Consider the following 18,839-nt stretch of genomic DNA (forward strand, 5'->3'; position numbering starts at 1 on the left):
TCGCACCGGTAGCCGACAGGGCGGGGCACGGTCGGGGAGTACGCGACTGCGCGTAACGGCCGGGGTTTCCGGCCAGCGGCGTGGCGTCCGCTCACAGCAGGCCCCCGAGGTCCTTGTCACGCAGCGAGAGGATGCGCCCAACCTGGTAGTGGTACAGCTCAAGTTGGGACGGATCGAGGATGAGCAGGGACTCGGCGGTGCCGCCGTCGTCGTAGTGCACGGTGATCGGCAGGCCGCCGTGTTGGGCGCGGGGGTCGTAGGTCACGTCACGTTTCAGGGGCGTCACGTGCGTGACTTGGGGCTGCACAGGTCCCAAGGTGGTGCCGTCGTTGGGCGCCGACCACTCGTTGCCGCCTCCAGGCGGGCACAGGTGGTACGTGTTCCTCCCCTCGCCTGGCAGCGCGATGACGACGCCGATCTCCCCGTCCCTCGACGTGTCCCGAGCGAGGTCACCGAGTCGGGGGTAGAAGGGCGCGGCGGTGCCTAACGCGCCACCTTGCGAAGGCTGGTGGGGGGTTCCTCGTCGACTCATGCCCCGAAGCTAAAAGCCGGTCAGGGGGCCAATATGAATCAGAGGAATACGACCCTCATCCGTCGAGGTGGAAGCGGTTCGACATGCGGCGCAGCTTCTCGCGAGTGGTCGCGCGCTCGTTGTAGACGATGCTGCGCAGCGTCGAACGGGCGATCGGGTGGTTGCGAACCAGCTGCGGGGCAATCCGTTCGGCCGTCTCAAGCTCGGACAGCGCTTTGTCGCGGTTTCCGTCCCACAGCCACGCGCGGGCGAGGTCCATGTGATGGTGTCCCTGGCGGGAGTTGGGCAGCGCGGCGACCAGCTCGGGGCTGGTGCGACGGTTGATGGAGAGGGCGCGCGTTTGGTCGCCGGTTTCCAGTGCCACGCTGATTGCGTGAATCTGGACGTTGCCTGGTGAGAACGTCACGGAGTGCCGGTCATAGATGGGCGGCCCTTGGTGCCCGTTCATACGGTTGGCAGCGGCACGAGCGTGAGTGATGCGATCCTCGGCTTCCGACGGCCGGCCTGCTCGTGCGGCTGAGACGGCGGCGCGCAGTTGGAGTGATCCCCACATGCACACGGCGAGTGGATCGCCGTGGTCGTAGGCGTCCTGAATGGCGCCGAGAGCCTTGTCGGACAGGTACAGGGAGTCGTCCCAATCCGCGGTCGTCCACATGTCCCAGACGCGCATCCAGTCGGCAAGCGCGGGCATGATGGGATCGCCGGACAGACGGGCGGACCATGCTGCGCGCTCAGCTGCCATGGTGATCAGTTCAGCGTGTCCGAGGGCATGCGCGGCTGTGTGGGCGAACTTGCAGGCGACGGCGTATACGGCGTACGCCTCTTCGCGTTCGTGTCCGTTGGCAACTTCGGCAAGGGCGCGGGCCTCACGCAGTAGATCGGGCAGCACGCGCAGGATCGCCACGTTCGCCGCCGCGTCCCGTAGGCGGTGCAGCCTCGACATGTCGCGCCATAGCTCGCCGGATGGCCGGGGAGTGCCGTCAAAGGTGGGTGTGAGGTCGTAGCGGCGCAGTTCCCGCAGGATGGACCCTGCAGCGACCTGCCATTGATTGTCGGCGGGGCTGCTCGTGTACGGGCGTCCGATCAGGTCGTTGGGGTGTACGTGCAGCTCGGCCGCAATGGCATTGAGCAGACCGACGCGGTCTATCTCGATTTGGCCGCGTTCCATCTTCGACACCCACCCTTGAGACTTCCCCAGGGCGACGGCGAGGTCTGCCTGCGGCTTGCCAAGGCGCAGGCGCGCGCGGCGAATACGGCGGCCGATCTCCTCGGCTTCTTCCAGCATGCGCGGGGCTCCATCCGTTGGGCTCTCCTCAGAACGGTACCCATGACTCGTACCGGGTGTCGTGCACGAGCGTGGAGCGGAAACCCCTCCGCGTTTCGGCCGGAACCGGTCTTCGGGGCGGCGCAAAGCTTGACGCATCGACTGCCACGCAGGACAACTCATCCGGATAAGTGGTTGACCTTGCCGGGCCTCTCGTCCGATGCTGGCAACTCATCCGGATGAGTGGCGGGCTTCGTGAGTGCGAAACCAGACCGCTCACGCTGTTTCGAGCGAAGGGAAGTTGATCATGGGGCGCAAGGCTCTGCGAACGCTGGTCGTGTCGGGCGCGCTGGTTGCGGGCGTCGGCCTGGTGGGTGTGTCGGTCGCTTCGGCGGTAACCCCGTCGGAAGCGTCGGTGTCGACTCGGGCCGATGTCGGCTCGTCCGTGAACTACGCGACCGTGCGTACGGCAACCGTGGATGGGCTCCGGGTTCGCCTGGGGCCTGGTACGGGCTCGGGGATCCTCGGTCAGATATACGCGGGTGAACCCGTGCAGGTCATCACGTCTGCTCGGGACAGTGGCGGGCAATGGTGGGATCTGGTGATGCTGCAGACCGATTCGGCCGGCGGCTTGCCCGCTGGCTATGTCGGCTGGGTCACGGAGGAGTACCTGTACTGACTGACTGTCTGAGCAGGATGATTTAGGTAAGCGGCTCCCTCTTGGTTTTGACTGATAGGGAGCCGTTTGCTGTGCCGTTCCTATTGGCGTTTGCCGGGCGTCCTTAAGCGATATTGCTGGGCGGCGACGGCTTCTCTCGATCGAGGAAGGCTGTGTAGAGTCGGCAGCCGCGGTCTGCAGAGAAGTCGATTTCGGGCAGGGTTGCCGGGTGGGCAATTGAGCCCAGCAGGTTCCTATACATCTGGGCTACTCGTTCTTCGACGTTCCGGAAATGGCCGTCGACTGCCTCACTGACGAGTACGAGCCCGGACCATGCTCCCGCAATTTGGTAAGCCTGGTCCGAGGGTGACACTCCCGCTCGGACTTCGCCTCTCTGTTGGGCCTCGGTCAGCTGAGTGGTGTTGATTGCGACCCATTTGGGCCATGGTGTCCCGTAGGTGTCCCGAGCGTTCTTGTGGAGTGACAGGCGCAGGGCAGCCCGCAGACTCGCCTCCTGGGTGATCCTGTACGCCAGGATGGCGCCGGTATCGACTACTTCTTGAAGCTTCAGTGCCTGCGGCTGTAGCCCATCCATAGTGAGTGTCGAATCCAAGATGGCTGCGGCCAATTCGCGTCTCCCTTCCGGGAAGTGGAAATAGAAGCCTCCTTTCGTCGTGCCTGCGACTTCGATGATCTCGTTGATCGCTGCCCCTTCGTATCCCTTCTCTTCGAATACCAGGCCTGCGGCGGACATGATTACTTGCCTGGTCATTTTAGCGCGCTTGGACTGTCGTCGGCGCGGTTTTTGAGGCTCAGTCATTCGATCTCACCTTCAGGGTCCATATTTTCGGGTCGGCGCGTGATTGACCCTGACTCAGTAACAGTCGTCGAAAGAATTCAGATGCAATCTCGCAATCGGGTTGGATATTTCAGCAATGCGCCAGAGGTCGAACCTGCCAGAGTGGGCGGGTGCTGGCTAAGCATAGGAAGGGCCGAGATGTGCGCAGGTGTCGCGGCTGAAGGTTGGGCCTGGTTCTGACCCTGAGGTGCGGACATGGGCATCGGAGTCTGTGATGAGGGTTCGGCTTGAATGCCGGCTGTTTCAACTTCCTTCAGCCGTACGGGAATTGCTTCGCCTCTCCTTGGTTGACTCCGCGACCCGCTGAGTAGTGCCGGGATATCTGACAGAGCTTCAGGCAATGGTGGCTTGACGGCATTGACGATAGAGGCCCAGACTGGGCGCGTCTAAACCGACTGCTCGGTCTCTTATCGGCGGAAGGGAGAACCGTGCGGGCGAGGTGCTCCTCCTCTGTGGGGCGGCATGCCTCGCTAGACGTTGGTGCACAATCACCTCGCGCTGACCTGCGAATGTAGTTGTGGTGACGGTGTGAACGTTCGGTGGTGCGGCGCTCGCATCTTGGGCTTCGCCCTCCCTAAAGGGACGCCATAACGCAGACTGCTTGGTCGCTTCGGGTTGGTTGGGTGCTCTGCCTTCCGTACGGAGAGTAGTCGGAGGAAAACGGGGCGGTCATGATTCGCGGCCCGCTCTTCTCGGGATAGACGTTCGAGTTGGCAAGGATTGTCGGCCGTCGTGACTATGCGGCCGTGGCTGGAGAGAGTTGCGCGATGGAAAAGGACGCGTCGCCGGACAGCGGGGGGCACGGCGACATCGAGAATGCCTTGTTCGTTGCAGGCGTTGACTACGTGTCGCCGTGGCGGGAAGCGAACGAGGTAGCCGAGGAGTTGAACGCGGCCATGGAGGCGCTAGGCGTAGACGTGCGTTCGGTGCGGGCCGTGGCGCATGTGGGGCCGCGTGGTGAACCGGTGGTGTGGCTCCGTCTGGAGGGCGCGCGGCTGGTCGCCTGGCGGTTGCGTGGCGCTGCGGCCATATCGGGGGCTCGGGTAGTGAGGTTTGAGCGGACGGCGGACGAGACGGAAGGGGACTTACGACGTGGGGCGGCGTGACGATTGGCGCACGGCGGCGGGGTCGCGTGTGTGGATCGAGACGGACCGGCGTGGGGAGTTCATCCGGTGCGAAGGGTGTCCTCGTCCGATCCTGATCACGGGGTTCGGTCCGGCAAGGTTCGCGGCTCAGAAGCACGCTGACACCTGCCGGAAGTAGGGGCAGCGGAACCCTGAGCGAGCTTCGCCGGCCCACGGCGGTGGGTAGAGCCGGTACCCCTCGACGGGGGAAAGCTGCTGATCACGTGCGTGGTGACCTCACGCGCGCACGGACATGGACCACGACGAAACCCGCATTCGCGCGTGAGGTTGCCACGCTGGGCGGGGTCCAGGGGCGCGCTATAGCGTCCCTGGTACCACCGGCCCGAACCGAGTTCGTTACAGGGCTGAGTGTCTCGGTGAGCGGCGTTGGCCCCGTCGTGCGAAGCCGGTGTGTGAGCACACGGTGTTGGAGCTGGTACGGGAGAGCGCGGGTCTCGTCGGCCAGGTGGTCTCGCTTTCCCAGTGACTGACAGGGCAGATGACAAAGCCCCCCGGAACGATTCCGCGGGGGCTTCTCTGCTTGGCGGGGCGGTGTTGGCGGTCGGGCGGCTGGTCGTCCGGACGGGACCGGCCGGAGGCCGCATGCCCGGCCGGCGCGGCCAGAGCCGCCCGGCGCGCCGAAGGCGCGCCCTTGAGCAAGTAAAGAGAAGTTACGCCGATCGGGATGGGCGGCGGGCGGCGCGCTTGACGGGGGCCTTCGTCGGCGTCACGGGGTAGGTGAGCTGGCAGGTGGCGGCGGGGGCCTTGAGTTCCTCGCACAGCAGAGGGCGGTCCTGGTCGGCGTCGGTGGTCACGCGGTAGGTGATCAGGAGGGGGCTGGCGTCGTTGAGTCCGAGGGTCGTGCGCTCGTCCGGGTAGGGGGTGCGGGCGGTGACGTGCTCGGTGAACGACAGGCTGAGCCCCGCCTCGGCAAGCTGCCGGTACAGGTCGGCTACCTCGGCGTCGGGCTGTTCGGCGAGGGTGGGAACCTCGGCTGCGGTGGCAAGGGGGATCAGAACGCGGTGGGCCATGCGGGCGCCGGTTGCGGGGTCGTACAGTGTGCGGTCGACGCTGATGGCGTCCTGGTCCCGCTGGTCCAGCAGATCTGCCGGCGGTCCATCGAGCGCGCACCTGCTGACAGCGGGTGCCTCGGTCGTCTTCGTCTCCGGCAGGCGCCAACTGCCCTTCGTCGTACGGTGAATGGACCGTTCAACGCGGGTGGCGGGAAGGACTCCGCCTACAGCAAGAACGATGCTGCCCTTGCCCTGCTGAGACTCGACCAGTCCCATACGGCGCAGCTCGGCGACGGCGGAGCGCGCGGTGTGCTTGCCGACCCCGTACATCTCGACCATCTGAGTCTCGGACGGCAGAAGGTCCCCGGGCTGGTAGCGGCCCTTGCGGATGTCGTCGGCCATGCGCTGCGCAACCTGCATGTACATGGAGGGGGCGCGTTCGATGTGCTCTCGGTCTGCCATGGCTGCTGCTGTCCTTCTGGGTCGTCGTGCCGCGTTGCTTGTCAGTGGTGCGTGGTATAGGCGGGCGGCGTGCACTCATGAGGATAAGTGGTTGGCTGCCTGGGGCATAGATCAGAACCACTCATCCGGATAAGTGGTTGACCTGATTCCGGCGCTGTGGTCATGATGGGTACCCAACTCATCCGGATGAGTGTCTGGGTGGGTGTCGTTTGAGATGAGGTGAACCTCGTTGGAGAACAAGCCGATCGATGTGTCCCGGCTGGGCACGATCCGGTGCGAGATCGCGCCGGAGCCGCGTACGACGCTGGAAGGTGACCAGCGCAGGGACCGTGAGGGCAACCCGTTGTGGGTGACGGGCCTGGCCGTGCGGCAGCCGGAGGGACGCCGGGTCGACACGATCGACGTGACGACCGTGGGGCAGCCGCAGGGCCTCACGGAGGGCGCTGAGGTCAGGGTCACGAACCTGTGGGGTCGTGACTGGTCGCTGGAGGGTCGGACCGGTACGACCTACCGGGCCGATGCCATCACGCCCGTTCCGGGCTCTGGTGGCGTCTCCGCTGGGTCGGCTGCGGCGGCCGGTCCGCGCGGGAAGTCGTCGGGTGGTGATTCCTGATGGATCGCTACTTCTGGAACATCAGCGGCCCGAAGGGCGACGGCCTGGCCTGCGTGATGTGCGGTGCGAACTTCATCGACGCGCGCGTCACGTCCGTTCCGGTGGGCCGTAATCCCGTCGACGAGTCACAGGTGTTCGCCTGCAAGGACCCGTGTGCTGTCTCGCTCGCCGAGGATGCCGAACGGATGGCTCGCGAGATGCGGGCGGCGGCCGGCCTGGACGACGTGGACGTGCCCGAAGCGGACGACCCGGTGTACGGCGTAGACGGTCACTTCGGCTCGCTGCTGCGGGACTTGCGGACGCTCGCCGGTACCGAAGCGCTCCTGACGACCGCCGACGACAACGCGCACATCCGCTTCCTTCTCTCCCTGACGGCCCGTCATGCAGAGACCGCCATGATGCGCGCCCGGCTCGTCCTGGCGCGCACCAAGGTGGAAGACGGCAAGGGCGGGGACGACTGATGCCCGCATCGCTGGTGGTGTGGATCCTGACCGCGCTGATCCTCGTGGGCGTGCTCACCCAGAAGTGGTGGGAGCCGCGTCTGGAGGCGCGGGGTGTGCCGGTGCGGCGGTGGCCGTGGCGCTGGTGGCTGGCCGGCTACCCGGCAACCGCGCTGCGGATCGTGACGACCTGGCGGCGGCTGGCCTACCTCAACGGCCTCTCCGTGAGCATGTCGCCGGACCGTCGGGTGATCGGCCGTGACCTCGTGGTGCAGGGCCAGGCCCTCAAGCCGAAACCTCCCCGGTTGACCTGGCCGATGCCCACGGCTACCGGGCTGACGCTGCGGGTGCTGCTGCATCCGGGGCAGACTCCGGCGCCGTTCTACGCGGCGGCCCGTGCCATGGAACACACCTGGCGCGTGCACAGCGTGCGGGTCACCTCGCCTCATCGCGGTCAGGTGGTTATCGAGGTAACGGCCCGGGATCCGCTCACCGAGGATGCCCCGTCCGTCCGTTTGCCGGCCCCTGGGCTCCTCGCCGCTGACGTGGGCGTTTTCGAGGATGGCGGTCCGTGGCTGATCGACCTGCGGCGCACTCCCCACTGGCTCGTCACGGGGGCCACGCAGTCGGGCAAGTCCTCCCTCCTGGCGGCCCTGGTGCTCGCCCTGGCGCCTCAACGGGTTGCCCTGGTCGGCATCGACTGCAAAGGAGGCATGGAGCTCGGCCTGTTCGGCGGACGGCTCTCCGCCTTGGCGGTCGACCGGCCACAGGCGCTCGGCGTACTGGCCGGCCTGGTCGACGAGATCCAGGCACGGACGCGGTGGTGCCGCTCCTGGGACAAGCGATCGGTCTGGGAACTGCCCGAGGAACAACAGCCCGTGCCCCTGGTCGTGATCGTCGACGAACTGGCAGAGCTGTACCTGACCGACGGCTCCCGCGAATCACGGGACCAGGCAGAGCAGTGCGGAACCCTGCTGCTGCGCATCGCCCAGCTCGGCGCGGCGCTCGGCGTCCACCTGGTCATCGCCGGACAGCGCGTCGGCTCTGATCTCGGCCCTCGCGTCACCGCGCTGCGCGCCCAGCTCGGCGGACGCGTCGCGCACCGCGCGCATGATGCGGCCTCGGCCGAGATGACCTTGGGCGACATCAACCCTGACGCCGTGATCACCGCGCAGAACATCACCGAGGACGAACAGGGCGTGGCAGTCGTCGCCATGGGCGGCCGGTGGATGCGCGCCCGTTCCCGCTTGGTCACCACTGCCGCTGCGGTCGACATCGGCCGGAGCGATCCGCCCGAGGACCCGTTCCTTACCCAACCCGACCCCGTCACCTTCCAGAAAGGAGGAATCGCGGCATGACACAGACACATATCTGGGTCATCGACTCATTCCTGTTCCTGTACGTCGTCCTGACCTCACGGTCACGCGAAATCCGGGCCTACCAGGCAACTCTGATCGCGCTCTTCGGATTCCTCCTCGCGGGAACTCCTTTCGCCTACCCCGTGTGGGCCATCGTCAAGGCTATCGGGAGCCTCTTTTTCGGCTGACGCCAGAAAAGGAAAACAGGAGGCGGAAAATGGTCGCCTCGAACTCTCCCAGAGGAGAAAGTGAAATGAAGACGCGTCGGAACCTGGTCCGTGTTTCCGCTGCTGCCGCGACCACGGCCGCGATCCTCGGCGGCGCCATACTCGCCGCCCCGACGGCTTCGGCTGCATCGCTACCCAAGTCGTGCACCTGGGAATGGGCCTGGCCGCAAAGGATGGAAGCTACCAGCGATGTAAACCTGCGCAGCGGACCCGGCACGAAATACGCCTCTCTCGGAATCCTGTTCAAGGGTGCTCGATTCACCGAGTACTGCGACAAGGATCACGACTGGAGTTACGGCAAGGTCACGAGTGGGCCGAACAACGGCAAATGGGGCTGGGTCAAGTCGGATTACGTTGGCTGGAACTAGAAAATACAGCCCCTACCTCATTGACCTCCTTCTTTGGCCGTAGCCAGAAAAGGAAGCGCGAGGTGGTGAAATGCCGCCTCGAAACTATCTCAGAGGAGAAAACAAATGAAGCTCCGTCAGGCCCTCGTCCGGTCTCTCGCTGCATCCGCGCTCGGCATGAGCGTCATGGGGGCCGGTATTGCCACGGCCCCGACCGCCTCCGCTGCCTCTCTGCCCAAAAGTTGCATTCCGGCTTACGGCGTCCCGAATAAGGCGACGGAAGCCGTGAACCTCCGCTCCGGCCCGGGAACGAAGTACAAGTCTCTCGGAATATTGTCCAAGGGGACCCGGTTCACTCCGTCTTGCATGACAAAGGGGGCCAGTTGGCTTTACGGAAAGGTCGGAAATGGCCCCAATAAGGGTAAGAACGGCTGGGTCTATGGGGCCTATATGAAGCAGGCGGTCTGACGGCTCACCTCCGGAATGCTCTCTTTCTGGCTGAACAAATCCAAGCAATTCATAGCTGAGACAAGCCAAAACAGGAGTTGACCAAATGACTGCCGCGCCCATACCTCGCGAAAGGGGACCACCCGTGTACCCGATATCGGATGAGGCGCGGCGCTCAGTACTCGATGAGGCTGAGCGCCTGCGCCTTCTCTCACCCACCGAACGTGACCTTATCCGGCTCGTTCATGAACCCGGATTCTCGCGCTGGCTCGAACAGATCAAATCCATAGGTGGTTGCGCGCACCCCATCTACCTCGCCGGACACACGACCACCCGCGACGCGGTCACGGGAGAGGTGGTGCGGCACTACGACACCAGCGACGACCCTGGAGGGCGCATGCCGGTGCGCTGCCGCAACCGGCGAGAAACCCGCTGCGAACCCTGCTCCTACCTCCACGCGGGCGACACCTTCCACCTGGTCCGCTCCGGCCTCCTCGGCGGCAAGGGCGTCACAGACGGCGTACAGCGTCACCCCCGGCTTTTCGTCACCCTCACCGCCCCCTCGTTCGGCGCCGTACACCGTGCGAGCGGGCCTGACAGGGCCTACTGCCGCCCTCGACGAGACGGCGGCGCGTGCCAACACGGGAGGCCTCTGGGCTGCGGCCAGCAGCACGCCGACACCGATTCCGCGGTGGGTCAGCCGCTCTGCCCGGACTGCTACGACTACGCCGGACACGTCCTGTGGCACGCATCCGCCGGCGCCTTGTGGAACCGCTACTGCCACACGCTCAAGCGGCATCTGGCGACTGCCGCAGGGATCACGCAAACCCGCCTCCGCGAACACCTGACGGTGTCCTTCGCCAAGGTCGCCGAGTACCAAAAGCGGGGGGCCGTGCACTTCCACGCGGTGATCCGGCTCGACGGCCCCGACGGCCCTTCCTCGCCCCCGCCACGGTGGGCCACAACCGAACTCCTCGAAGGCGCCGTGCGATCGGCTGCTGACCAAGTAGAGGTGCACACGCCGTACTCTCCGGCAACCGGCGAGCGGGTCATCAAGTGGGGGAGACAGCTCGACGTCCACCCGATCCGCAGCGACGCCTTCACCGAATCATCGGCCGTCACCGACAACGCCGTTGCGGCCTACGTCGCGAAGTACGTCTCCAAGAGCGTCGGCGACGCGGGCGGAATCGACTACCGCATACAAGACTTCGACAGCATCCGCCTCGCCCCGGTGAACGCCCACCTACGGACGCTCATGGCTGCCTGCTGGCGCCTGGGCGGCCTGGTGGAGCTAGAGGAACTCAGGCTCCGGGCCTGGGCTCACACGCTCGGTTACCGGGGCCACATCCTCACCAAATCCCGCCAGTACTCGACCACTTACGGAGCACTCCGGGCCGTCCGCGCGGACTACCAGAGCGGCGGCGTCCTCGTCCTGGAGGACAGAGACATCATCACCGATTCCGCCTGGCGCTACGTCGGCTCCGGGCACTCGCTGGCAGAAGCGGACGTGGCACTTGGCATTGCCGAAGACCTCGCGTCCCTACGCGAAATCAGAAGAGACATGATCGCCGAGGGGTGGAAGTATGCCGCGTAAAGCATTTCCGAATAGATGGAAATCGGAAAGGGCGGGCGAAAGAACGGGATGGGCCTTTATTGAAAAAGCCTCCCCGAAGATAGGGCTTCAGGGAGGCTCCGACCCGCGAGGGGTCGAGTTGAGGCTACCGCACAGAGGAGGGGCGCATGGCTGCCGGCGGGTCCAATCGGCTCCTGACACCGGATGACACAGCCGAGCGGCTGGCGGTCTCGAAGCGAACGCTCTACGCGAAGTGGAGAGCTTGGGGCATACCTGCATACAAGGTTGGTAAGCACCTTAGATTTCGCGAACGTGACATCGATCACTGGGTTTCCCAACAGGCTTGTAGCTAGGGCGAGTTGGCGTGTAGAACATTGTGCTGAGGGCGGAGATAGGGCTTCGCCCCACGTAGGTAAGGGAGTTGAAGCCTCGTGGCTTCGATCATCAAGCGCTGTGACTGCAAGGTGGGTGCTTGGCCGCGCTGCAAGCACTCGTGGGTCGTCCGGTTCCGGGATCCCAGCGGCAAGCAGACAGAGGAATCCTTCGCTCATAACAAGAAGACGGAAGCAAAGGCCCTCGCGAACAAGGTCGAGAACGACAAGCAGCTTGGCGTCTACGTCGACCGGAAGCACTCCAAGCGGACGTTCGAGGATTGCTGGAAGGAGTGGTTGGGCTTCGGACAGCGGGAAGAGTCCACGCTCGTTCAGTACAAGAGCATCTACAAGAACCACTTTGCAGAAATGTTCGGTAGTCGCCGAATCGGCTCCATCACTCCCTCTGACATCACCAAGTGGGAGGAAGCACAGAAAGAGCGCGGGTACAAGCCGTACGGCATCGAGGGCCGCAAGGTCGTGCTGAAGTCGTTCCTCAAGTACTGCTATGAGGCGGAGATCGTTCCGAAGTACGCCGGAAAGACGATCGCCGTGAACGGTAGGAACGAATCTACCTATCGCCCGGTCGAGGACAGCGAGATCCCCACCACCGCTGAAGTCATGGCCATCTATGAGGCCATTCGGCCGGTCTACAAGTCATCGATCTGGACTCAGGCAGGTTGCGGTCTGCGGGTGGGTGAGGCCCTTGCCTTCTCTCAGTCGCACCTCACCCGCCGAGAGGGCTGGTACTTCGTGCAGAATCAGCTCACGAATTTCGGCAAGAACGGTGGAGCGAACCGAGGGACCAACGTCAAGAACGAGCCGAAGTGGAGCCGCAAGGGCCGTTGGGTGCCTGTGCCTCCCTCGGTGGCTGACGAACTGGACAAGCACCGGGCCTTCTGGGAGCCGTGGGGCGAAGAGGGCTGGTACCACGAGTCGGAGACCTACCAGCACCGCCACCCCTCGCGGACGACGTACACGGACCGCTGGAACGACGCAATCAAGAAGGCTGGGCTCGGGGACTCGGGCTACACACCGAAGGCTCTCCGCCACTACTTCGCGAGCATGGCCATTGCTGCGGGGGTGCCCTTGTACGAGGTGGCACGGTGGATGGGACACAGCTCCACGAAGGTCACCGAGCAGGTCTATGCACACCTCGTAGACGGGGCCGATGAGCGAATCACGGGAGCGTTCGAGGCTTCGCTAGCGGATGCCTTCCGGGCGCGTCTTACAGTGGTGGGTGAAGACGCAGCATGATGAGGTTCGCTGAGCCTCAATGCTGAGTTTTTGCTGAGTTTCAGGGCCTCCCTTCTGCATCATCGCAGGTGGGAGGCCCTTCCGTGTTTGACGTGGAGTTCTACACGGGCGTGGGGACCACCCTCGACATGCCCGTCATGCTCGCGCCCGTCCCGAACGCGATCGACTTCACCGACAAGAAGGTGCTGATCGCCGACGACGTCGCCGACACCGGCAAGACCCTGAAGCTCGTCCACGACTTCTGCGTGGAGCATGTCGCCGAGGTGCGGTCCGCCGTCGTCTATGAGAAGTCCCACTCGCTCGTGAAGTGCGAGTACGTGTGGAAGCGCACCGACGAGTGGATCAACTTCCCGTGGAGTGTCCTGCCGCCGGTCCACAGGTCCGGGGACGCCGCCAAGCCCAACAAGGAAGCCGTTTGATCCGAGGCGGGCCGCCGGCTTCGAGGACGTAGGGGTCCCACCGGGCCGCCGGCCTGCGCGGACGGTCCGGTGGGAGAGGTGATGTGCCCCGGTCAGCCCCGGTCAGTCTCCGGTTACTGCCGCCAGGCCCAGTGCAGGCGGTCCAGGCCGCTCTGGTTGTTCAGGCTCAGGCTGAGGTCGGTGCCCGTGCCCTGGAGGGTGGTGAGGGAGTAGGTGTCGCCGTTGCGCAGGCCGGGCCAGTAGACGGAGCCGAGGCCCAGTTCACGGATGGTGTCGGTGGCCGCCTGGATGTAGGCGACCTCGTTGGAGCCGTTGACCGGGCCGTTGTAGTCGAGGCCGGTGGTCATGGAGGCGCCGAACTCGTCGAGGATCGTGCGCGAGGCACAGTCGCCGATGCGCTCCTTGAAGTCCGCCTTCCACTGGTCGACGCTGGTCCAGTCGGTGTGCCAGAACCCGTAGTTGTGCAGGGCGAGCCGGGTGCCCTTGAGGCGCGGGTCGGCGCATACGGGCTTGACGTCCTCGCTGTACTTGTACCCGCCGATCAGCATCCGGTCGCGGGGCACGTCGCGGTGAGTGGTCACCCACTTCGCGGCGATGTCGCGCCACTCCTGTGAGGTGTAGCCGAACGGCTCGTTCATCGGCTCGAAGTACACCTTGGAGTTGCGGGCGTAGGCAGACGTGATCCGCGCCCACATCTGGTCCCAAGCGGCCTGGTTGTCGATCTTGCCGTCCTTGGCGTTGTCGGCCTCCCAGTAGCCCAGGATGACCTTGAACCCCTTGTCGGTGGCGGCGTCGATCGCTCCCTTGTACGACTTCCAGAAGGGGCCGTTGACGGAGGTCGGGTTGACCGGCAGCCGTACGGTGTTGGCGCCCAGCTTGCCGAAGCCGCTGATGATCGCCCTGGACTTGGCGTAGGTGGTGGCGTAGCCGTCCGTGGTGGACAGGCCGGAGGGTACGACCGCGTCATCGGCGTAGTTGTCGCGCGGGTCGGCCCAGTTGACGCCACGGAAGTCGCTGACGGGCGGGACGGCCGGCCTGCCGTAGGCGGGTGCGGGGGACGCGGAGGCGGGGGAGGCGAGTGCGCCCCCGAATGCCGTGGCGCAGGCCAGCAACGTGGCGAGGCAAGCTGTCCGGCGATGGTTCTCTCGTGGCACGGCATCCCCTTCGGCGGGCTCGATGGTTCCCGCAAACTAGAAGAGGATCCGAACACAGGTCAACGTATCTGCACACAAAGTTTCAACAGTGGAAGTGCAAAGCGAACAAAAGGGCCCCCGGCGCGTACGCCGAGGGCCCCGAAGCCGCTCTCTGCCTCCTGCTTCCCGCTCCGTCTAGAACGTGCCGAGCTTCACGATCGACAGCAGCGCGATCAGCTGGATCGCGCTCGCGCCCAGCGCCTTCGGCCACGGCAGGTCGTGGGACTTGGACACCATCAGGGTGAGCAGCGCGCCCGCGGCCACCCAGGTCGCCCAGCCGAGCGCCTGCACGAACGTCGCGTCGCCGCCGGCGAACATCGCGAAGACCAGGCGGGGGGCGTCCGTGAGGGACATGATCAGCATGGAGAGGCCGACCGTGGGCTGCCAGGCGCCGTCGCCGCCCAGCTGGCGGGCCAGGGTGTGGGTGACCACGCCCAGGACGAAGGACGACAGGACCATCGCCACGGCCGTCGTCAGGACGATCGGGACGGCGTTCGACAGGGTCGCGTTGATCGCGTCGTTGCGCGCGCCGTCGAAGCCGAAGACCGCGAGCAGGCCGTAGAGGAAGGTCACGACGAGGGCGGGGCCCCACATCGTGTAGTCCCGCATCTGGAGGAACGTCTGGCCGGGGGAGAGGACGATGCCCCGCAGCAGGGCCTTCCAGTGCAGCCGGGGGCCGACCGGGGCGGCCGGGGCCGCGCCGGCCTGGTAGGTCTCGCCCTGGGTGTAGGGGTCCTCGCCGACGGAGAACGCCGTGGTGTGACCGGGGTTGTTCGCCGCGTACGGGTCCGGGGCGCCGCCGCCGGGGCCGTGCGGGTAGCCGCCGTCACCGAAGTACTCCGGCTCGCCGTGACCGCCGTGACCGCCGTGGCCGCCGTGGCCGCCGTGACCGCCCTGGGCACGGTGGCCGCCATGGCCACCGCCGTTCGCCTGCGGCCAGCCGCCACCACCGCCGCCGCCCGGGCCGCCGCCGTACGGCTGCTGCGGCGGCGGGGGATAGCCGTACGACGGCCCCTGGGGCGCCTGCTGCCCGTACGGAGGTTGTTGGGGGCGCGTTTGCGGGGTGCCGTTGTTCCGGCTGCCCCGTCCGATCCTGAATCCAGCCACGTCTTCGAACGTACCTGTTCCCGAAGATCCGCGTGCCGGGCCCTGCGGTTCGGGCCCGGCTTTGCGGCCGAGCTGTGACATCCCCTAAGGGAAGCCACAGCCCGGCTCAGGGAGCCGCTCAGGGGAATGCCGTACGGGCAAGGACCTCGACGACCCGGTCTGGATCAGCCCGCCATCTGGCTGCCGAACAGCGGCGTGCCGGACGTCGACACCTTGGCGGCGGTCAGGCCGATGCCCCGGCCGGACGTGTTGATCTTCGAACCGTCGGAGGCGAAGGCCACGACGTAGCCGTCGCTGCTGTTCTCCCACGGCAGCCCGACCGTCAGGTCGGCCCTGCCGTCGCCGGTGGCGTCGGTGAGCAGCAGCTCGCCGCCGAAGCCGTCGCCGTCCTCGTTGCCGCCGGGCACGCCGGGCGTGTCCTGGGCCAGGGACTGGGTGCCGGTGCCCTGGAAGCCGGACGCCGAGCCGTAGAGGACGGAGACCATGCCGGCGTCGGCGACGCCGTTCAGGTCCTCGCCGGGCGAGCCGATGGCGAGGTCGTCGTAGCCGTCGCCGTTGATGTCCCCGAGGGAGAGCTCCCAGCCGAAGGCGTCACCGCTCTCGCTGGTGCCGGGGACGCCCGCGGTGTTCTGCTCCAGGGTCGCCGTGCCGCCGGTCGGACCGGCCAAGGTGCCCCGGACGACCTTCACGGCACCGCCCTTGGCGGCCCCGGCGCTGGTCGAGGAGGTGTCCCAGTGGTTGCCGATGACGATGTCGCCGTAGCCGTCCTTGTCGACGTCGCCGATGTCGGAGATGATCCCGGCCGGCAGCTTCCGGGAGCCGGAGGTGGTCACACCGCCGGTGGAGCCGGGCAGGTAGTAGTTGGCGTTGAAGTAGTAGTCGCCGCTCGTCTCGCCCTCGTAGCCGTCGACGAGCAGGTCGGTGCGGCCGTCGTTGTTCACGTCGCCGGGCGTGAGGTTGAAGATGTCGTTGCCCTTCACCTTCAGCACCGGCGTGGTGACCTTGTAACGGCCGCCGGTGGCGCCGGACTTGGTGAAGCCGCCGCGGTAGATGTCGACCGTGTTCTGGTCCGAGCCGATGGCGAGGTCGGCACGGCCGTCGCCGTTGTAGTCGCCGGCGGCGAGCGGGGCGCCGAAGGAGTCGTGGCTGCTGGGGGCCGGGTCGGAGACCGTGGTGCCGCCGGACAGGCCGGCCGAGCCGCCCCACAGGATGACCGCGGTGCCGCCGTTGGTGTCCGAGCCGACGTCCTCGCCGGGCACGCCCACGGCCAGGTCGGCGTAGCCGTCGCCGTTGAAGTCGCCGGCCGTGGTGTGCGAGCCGAAGCCGTCGCCCGCCTCGGCGCCGCCCGGGACGCCCGTGCTGTTCTGGGAGAGCGTCTGGATCCTGCTGGCGCCCGCGCCGGCCGCGGAGCCGTACAGGACGGTCACGGAACCGGCCCCCGCGTGTCCGCTCACGGAGGCCCGCGGGGCGGAGACGGCCACGTCCTGGTACCCGTCCCCGTTGAAGTCGCCCTCCAGGCCGGAGGCGGCCGCCGCGGAACCGGCGGCGGCGACGAGCAGACCGCCCGTGAGCGCGCCGGCGGCGGCGGTCGCCAAGGCTGTACGGAGGTTTCTGCGCATACGGTTCTCCTGCGAATACGGGCCTGCCGAATAGGGGTGACCACTCCTGTTGGCCGGGTGTTCATCCGGGTTCAACGGGGTGGTTGCGGTGCAGGAGACCGCTGGGGTGTGCGGATGGTTGTACGTCGGACGGGAGACCTCGCGGACCGGGAGGGACCCTGCGGACTAGGGCCGGCCCTGGGCCTGGTGGCGGCGGCCCGTGGTGGACGCGAAGCCCAGCCACGTGTGCCGGTTGCCCCACCAGCACCAGCCCACCTTCGGGGCGTTGCGGCGTTCACGGCCGTCGCGGCCCGTGCCGTTGCTGATCCAGATCGCCGGAGTACGGGCGTCCAGCGTGCCGTTGGCCTTGCGCAGCCGGGAGCCGATCGTCATGAAGCAGCGGTTGCGCTCCAGGGCCTGCGGCTGCTGGAGGACCCAGTGGATGCCCTCGGTGAGCAGCAGGGGCGTGCGGTCCTGCTCGGTCAGGGCGGGGAGGGCCTCTTCCGGGCTCCAGTTGGCCATGTGGTCGCCGCGGTCGATGCCGGTGACGACGTAGAGGGGCGCGTCAGGCAGTTCGACGGCGTCCGGCGCGAAGTCGTCGACGTCGGGCATGTCGACGACGACGAAGCCGGGCTTGTCGTCGCGGCGGAGCAGGGGTGTGAGGGCGGAGGCGGGGAGGCGGTCCGGGTGGACGGCGAGCAGGGCGCCGGTCCCGTGCGTGGTGGCCTGCGCGAACGCGCGCAGTTCGTCGGCCGGAATTCCCGCGAGGTCGTGCACGCCGAGTGAGATCAGGTGCTCGGCCTGGGCGGGGAGGGGCGGGAGCGGGGGCAGGGCGGTGAGGGCGGCGTTGGACGACGTTTCCGGCACGACTCTCCTTGGCTCGCGGGGGAGTTGACCTGAGGCCAACGTGAGGGCCCGCCGGAATGTTCCCCTGAACCGATCCGGGCAGGCTCTCGGCCGGCTCGGCAGGGGCATGCGGATGCGGCGCGTCCTCGCCGTCTACCCCTGGCGTCAGCAGTCCGGTGCGGTCCGGATCACCGCCGGCAAGGAAGCGCTCTTCGTGCTGCCCGATCCCGACAGCCCCGACAAGTCGGTGTCTCTCAAGGCGCCCGCCGGGCTGCTTCGGACCTGGAGCCGCGAGGCGTTGAAGGACTACGACGAGGAACTCTGGTACGCGGGCGACCCCCGCTTCGCCTGTGTGGTGGCCAAGCCCGGCCTGCGCGGACTGGACTGCCTCGCCCAGCCCACCGCGTACGACCACCGCACCGATCCCCGCCGCAAAGGCCTCAGCCCCGAAGCCCGCCGTCGTGCCAAGGCGATCGGCGCCCGGGTGGCCGACTGACCGGCCGCTTCACGGGGGCTAACGCGCCAGGAACTCCGAGCTGGAGAACCGTACCGAAGGCTCCGCCGCCACCAGGCCCTTCTTCGTGCCCGGGTACACGGCCACGGTGTCCTTCGTCTCGCCGACGTACGTCCGCACCACCAGGTCCGCCCGTCCGTCCCCGTCGAAGTCGCCGACCGTGACGACGCGCGTGGTGCCCTGTGCGGGTGGCCGGACGGTCACCATGCCCGTGGTGGCCAGTCCGGCCGTACGGCCGTGGAGGACGCGCAACTGGGTGCCGCTGGTGACGAGTTCGCTCAGGCCGTCGCCGTCGAAGTCGGCGGCGTCGAGCACCGAGCCGGGGGTGCTGAGGGTGCCGCGTGCGGTGGCGGCCGGGAGGTCGTAGCGCAGGGACGTTCCGCCCATGGTGCCGATCGCCGCGTCGAGCGCCGACTTGCCCTTGCCGAAGGTGCCGAGAGCCACGTCGATGCCGGCCGGGAGGGTGACTCCCGTGCGGGTGGGGCCGGTCGGGCCGCCGAGGACGACTGCCGACTTGCCGGTGCCTTCAGCCGTACGGACCACCAGGTCGTCGTACCCGTCGCCGTCGACGTCGGCCGCCGGGCCCGTGGGGGCGTTGCCGGGGGACTGGATGGGGG

21 protein-coding genes and 1 pseudogene are annotated in these 18,839 nt (G+C 66.9%); 13 read left to right on the forward strand and 9 right to left on the reverse strand.

Annotated features, from left to right (window positions below):
* Window positions 1-91 precede the first annotated feature (91 nt).
* Both L0P92_RS07315 and L0P92_RS07320 read right to left on the reverse strand, forming a co-directional pair.
* Window positions 92-286, reverse strand: a complete 195-nt coding sequence (locus L0P92_RS07315; RefSeq protein WP_234761696.1) for a hypothetical protein — start codon at window positions 284-286, stop codon at window positions 92-94.
* A gap of 301 nt (window positions 287-587) precedes the next feature.
* Window positions 588-1,817: a helix-turn-helix domain-containing protein gene (locus tag L0P92_RS07320; protein WP_234761697.1), complete on the reverse strand. Its 1,230-nt coding sequence runs from the start codon at window positions 1,815-1,817 to the stop codon at window positions 588-590.
* Between the two features lie 286 nt (window positions 1,818-2,103).
* On the opposite strand from L0P92_RS07320, the gene L0P92_RS07325 reads away from it, so the two are divergent.
* On the forward strand, window positions 2,104-2,475 hold the full coding sequence (locus L0P92_RS07325) for an SH3 domain-containing protein (protein ID WP_234761698.1): 372 nt from the start codon (window positions 2,104-2,106) through the stop codon (window positions 2,473-2,475).
* 103 nt (window positions 2,476-2,578) lie between these two features.
* Here L0P92_RS07325 and L0P92_RS07330 read toward each other — a convergent pair whose 3' ends face one another.
* Window positions 2,579-3,208 carry a TetR family transcriptional regulator gene (locus tag L0P92_RS07330; RefSeq protein WP_234761699.1) on the reverse strand — a complete coding sequence of 210 codons (630 nt, stop codon included), beginning with the start codon at window positions 3,206-3,208 and terminating at the stop codon, window positions 2,579-2,581.
* 872 nt (window positions 3,209-4,080) lie between these two features.
* Between L0P92_RS07330 and L0P92_RS07335 the strand changes: the two genes are divergently transcribed.
* Window positions 4,081-4,419, forward strand: a complete 339-nt coding sequence (locus tag L0P92_RS07335; protein ID WP_234761700.1) for a hypothetical protein — start codon at window positions 4,081-4,083, stop codon at window positions 4,417-4,419.
* Between the two features lie 689 nt (window positions 4,420-5,108).
* Here L0P92_RS07335 and L0P92_RS07340 read toward each other — a convergent pair.
* Window positions 5,109-5,912 (reverse strand): GntR family transcriptional regulator, encoded by an 804-nt coding sequence (locus tag L0P92_RS07340; protein ID WP_234761701.1) that lies wholly within the window; start codon window positions 5,910-5,912, stop codon window positions 5,109-5,111.
* 229 nt (window positions 5,913-6,141) lie between these two features.
* Here L0P92_RS07340 and L0P92_RS07345 point away from each other — a divergent pair, with 229 nt between their 5' ends.
* From L0P92_RS07345 to L0P92_RS07390, 10 genes and pseudogenes are all read left to right on the forward strand, one after another.
* Window positions 6,142-6,525 carry a hypothetical protein gene (locus tag L0P92_RS07345; protein WP_234761702.1) on the forward strand — a complete coding sequence of 128 codons (384 nt, stop codon included), beginning with the start codon at window positions 6,142-6,144 and terminating at the stop codon, window positions 6,523-6,525.
* Window positions 6,525-6,986, forward strand: coding sequence for a hypothetical protein (locus L0P92_RS07350; RefSeq protein WP_234761703.1), 462 nt, complete (start codon window positions 6,525-6,527; stop codon window positions 6,984-6,986). The genes L0P92_RS07345 and L0P92_RS07350 overlap by 1 nt, the downstream gene beginning before the upstream one ends.
* Complete coding sequence (locus L0P92_RS07355) at window positions 6,986-8,323, forward strand: FtsK/SpoIIIE domain-containing protein (protein WP_234761704.1); 1,338 nt, start codon at window positions 6,986-6,988, stop codon at window positions 8,321-8,323. The genes L0P92_RS07350 and L0P92_RS07355 overlap by 1 nt, the downstream gene beginning before the upstream one ends.
* Window positions 8,320-8,511 (forward strand): hypothetical protein, encoded by a 192-nt coding sequence (locus L0P92_RS07360; protein WP_062723942.1) that lies wholly within the window; start codon window positions 8,320-8,322, stop codon window positions 8,509-8,511. The genes L0P92_RS07355 and L0P92_RS07360 overlap by 4 nt, the downstream gene beginning before the upstream one ends.
* A gap of 65 nt (window positions 8,512-8,576) precedes the next feature.
* The gene (locus tag L0P92_RS07365; protein WP_234761705.1) at window positions 8,577-8,918 is read left to right on the forward strand and encodes an SH3 domain-containing protein; all 342 of its coding nucleotides are present in this window, start codon (window positions 8,577-8,579) and stop codon (window positions 8,916-8,918) included.
* 165 nt (window positions 8,919-9,083) lie between these two features.
* Complete coding sequence (locus L0P92_RS07370; protein WP_234761717.1) at window positions 9,084-9,365, forward strand: SH3 domain-containing protein; 282 nt, start codon at window positions 9,084-9,086, stop codon at window positions 9,363-9,365.
* A gap of 124 nt (window positions 9,366-9,489) precedes the next feature.
* Window positions 9,490-10,938 carry a replication initiator gene (locus L0P92_RS07375; protein ID WP_234761706.1) on the forward strand — a complete coding sequence of 483 codons (1,449 nt, stop codon included), beginning with the start codon at window positions 9,490-9,492 and terminating at the stop codon, window positions 10,936-10,938.
* 146 nt (window positions 10,939-11,084) lie between these two features.
* Window positions 11,085-11,270, forward strand: a complete 186-nt coding sequence (locus tag L0P92_RS07380) for a helix-turn-helix domain-containing protein (RefSeq protein ID WP_234761707.1) — start codon at window positions 11,085-11,087, stop codon at window positions 11,268-11,270.
* 78 nt (window positions 11,271-11,348) lie between these two features.
* Entirely contained in the window at window positions 11,349-12,545 is a 1,197-nt protein-coding gene (locus L0P92_RS45420; protein WP_234761708.1) for a tyrosine-type recombinase/integrase, read from the forward strand.
* Between the two features lie 89 nt (window positions 12,546-12,634).
* Window positions 12,635-12,964, forward strand: a pseudogene (locus tag L0P92_RS07390) (phosphoribosyltransferase); the annotation flags it as partial.
* A gap of 113 nt (window positions 12,965-13,077) precedes the next feature.
* Here the strand turns inward: L0P92_RS07390 and L0P92_RS07395 are convergent.
* From L0P92_RS07395 to L0P92_RS07410, 4 genes are all read right to left on the reverse strand, one after another.
* Window positions 13,078-14,118, reverse strand: a complete 1,041-nt coding sequence (locus tag L0P92_RS07395; protein ID WP_234761709.1) for a glycoside hydrolase family 5 protein — start codon at window positions 14,116-14,118, stop codon at window positions 13,078-13,080.
* A gap of 174 nt (window positions 14,119-14,292) precedes the next feature.
* The gene (locus L0P92_RS07400; RefSeq protein WP_234761710.1) at window positions 14,293-15,345 is read right to left on the reverse strand and encodes a Yip1 family protein; all 1,053 of its coding nucleotides are present in this window, start codon (window positions 15,343-15,345) and stop codon (window positions 14,293-14,295) included.
* A gap of 83 nt (window positions 15,346-15,428) precedes the next feature.
* Window positions 15,429-16,883: an FG-GAP-like repeat-containing protein gene (locus L0P92_RS07405; protein ID WP_234761711.1), complete on the reverse strand. Its 1,455-nt coding sequence runs from the start codon at window positions 16,881-16,883 to the stop codon at window positions 15,429-15,431.
* A gap of 165 nt (window positions 16,884-17,048) precedes the next feature.
* On the reverse strand, window positions 17,049-17,729 hold the full coding sequence (locus L0P92_RS07410; RefSeq protein ID WP_234761712.1) for a DUF5701 family protein: 681 nt from the start codon (window positions 17,727-17,729) through the stop codon (window positions 17,049-17,051).
* 112 nt (window positions 17,730-17,841) lie between these two features.
* On the opposite strand from L0P92_RS07410, the gene L0P92_RS07415 reads away from it, so the two are divergent.
* Window positions 17,842-18,204 carry a hypothetical protein gene (locus L0P92_RS07415; protein ID WP_234761713.1) on the forward strand — a complete coding sequence of 121 codons (363 nt, stop codon included), beginning with the start codon at window positions 17,842-17,844 and terminating at the stop codon, window positions 18,202-18,204.
* 18 nt (window positions 18,205-18,222) lie between these two features.
* Here L0P92_RS07415 and L0P92_RS07420 read toward each other — a convergent pair.
* Window positions 18,223-18,839 (reverse strand): FG-GAP repeat domain-containing protein (locus tag L0P92_RS07420; RefSeq protein WP_234761714.1); only part of this gene is annotated, 617 nt, incomplete at its 5' end.

The organism is Streptomyces muensis, from assembly GCF_021474425.1.
Classification (GTDB): domain Bacteria; phylum Actinomycetota; class Actinomycetes; order Streptomycetales; family Streptomycetaceae; genus Streptomyces; species Streptomyces muensis.

Excerpts from the sequence above, each read along its gene's own strand:
- L0P92_RS07405 (WP_234761711.1), bottom strand. The coding sequence starts at position 16,883 with ATGCGCAGAAACCTCCGTACAGCCTTGGCGACCGCCGCCGCCGGCGCG.
- L0P92_RS07330 (WP_234761699.1), bottom strand. The coding sequence starts at position 3,208 with ATGTCCGCCGCAGGCCTGGTATTCGAAGAGAAGGGATACGAAGGGGCA.
- L0P92_RS07415 (WP_234761713.1), top strand. The coding sequence starts at position 17,842 with ATGCGGCGCGTCCTCGCCGTCTACCCCTGGCGTCAGCAGTCCGGTGCG.
- L0P92_RS07365 (WP_234761705.1), top strand. The coding sequence starts at position 8,577 with ATGAAGACGCGTCGGAACCTGGTCCGTGTTTCCGCTGCTGCCGCGACC.
- L0P92_RS07370 (WP_234761717.1), top strand. The coding sequence starts at position 9,084 with ATGGGGGCCGGTATTGCCACGGCCCCGACCGCCTCCGCTGCCTCTCTG.
- L0P92_RS07360 (WP_062723942.1), top strand. The coding sequence starts at position 8,320 with ATGACACAGACACATATCTGGGTCATCGACTCATTCCTGTTCCTGTAC.
- L0P92_RS07335 (WP_234761700.1), top strand. The coding sequence starts at position 4,081 with ATGGAAAAGGACGCGTCGCCGGACAGCGGGGGGCACGGCGACATCGAG.
- L0P92_RS07355 (WP_234761704.1), top strand. The coding sequence starts at position 6,986 with ATGCCCGCATCGCTGGTGGTGTGGATCCTGACCGCGCTGATCCTCGTG.
- L0P92_RS07380 (WP_234761707.1), top strand. The coding sequence starts at position 11,085 with ATGGCTGCCGGCGGGTCCAATCGGCTCCTGACACCGGATGACACAGCC.
- L0P92_RS07340 (WP_234761701.1), bottom strand. The coding sequence starts at position 5,912 with ATGGCAGACCGAGAGCACATCGAACGCGCCCCCTCCATGTACATGCAG.
- L0P92_RS07325 (WP_234761698.1), top strand. The coding sequence starts at position 2,104 with ATGGGGCGCAAGGCTCTGCGAACGCTGGTCGTGTCGGGCGCGCTGGTT.
- L0P92_RS07320 (WP_234761697.1), bottom strand. The coding sequence starts at position 1,817 with ATGCTGGAAGAAGCCGAGGAGATCGGCCGCCGTATTCGCCGCGCGCGC.
- L0P92_RS07400 (WP_234761710.1), bottom strand. The coding sequence starts at position 15,345 with ATGTCACAGCTCGGCCGCAAAGCCGGGCCCGAACCGCAGGGCCCGGCA.
- L0P92_RS07350 (WP_234761703.1), top strand. The coding sequence starts at position 6,525 with ATGGATCGCTACTTCTGGAACATCAGCGGCCCGAAGGGCGACGGCCTG.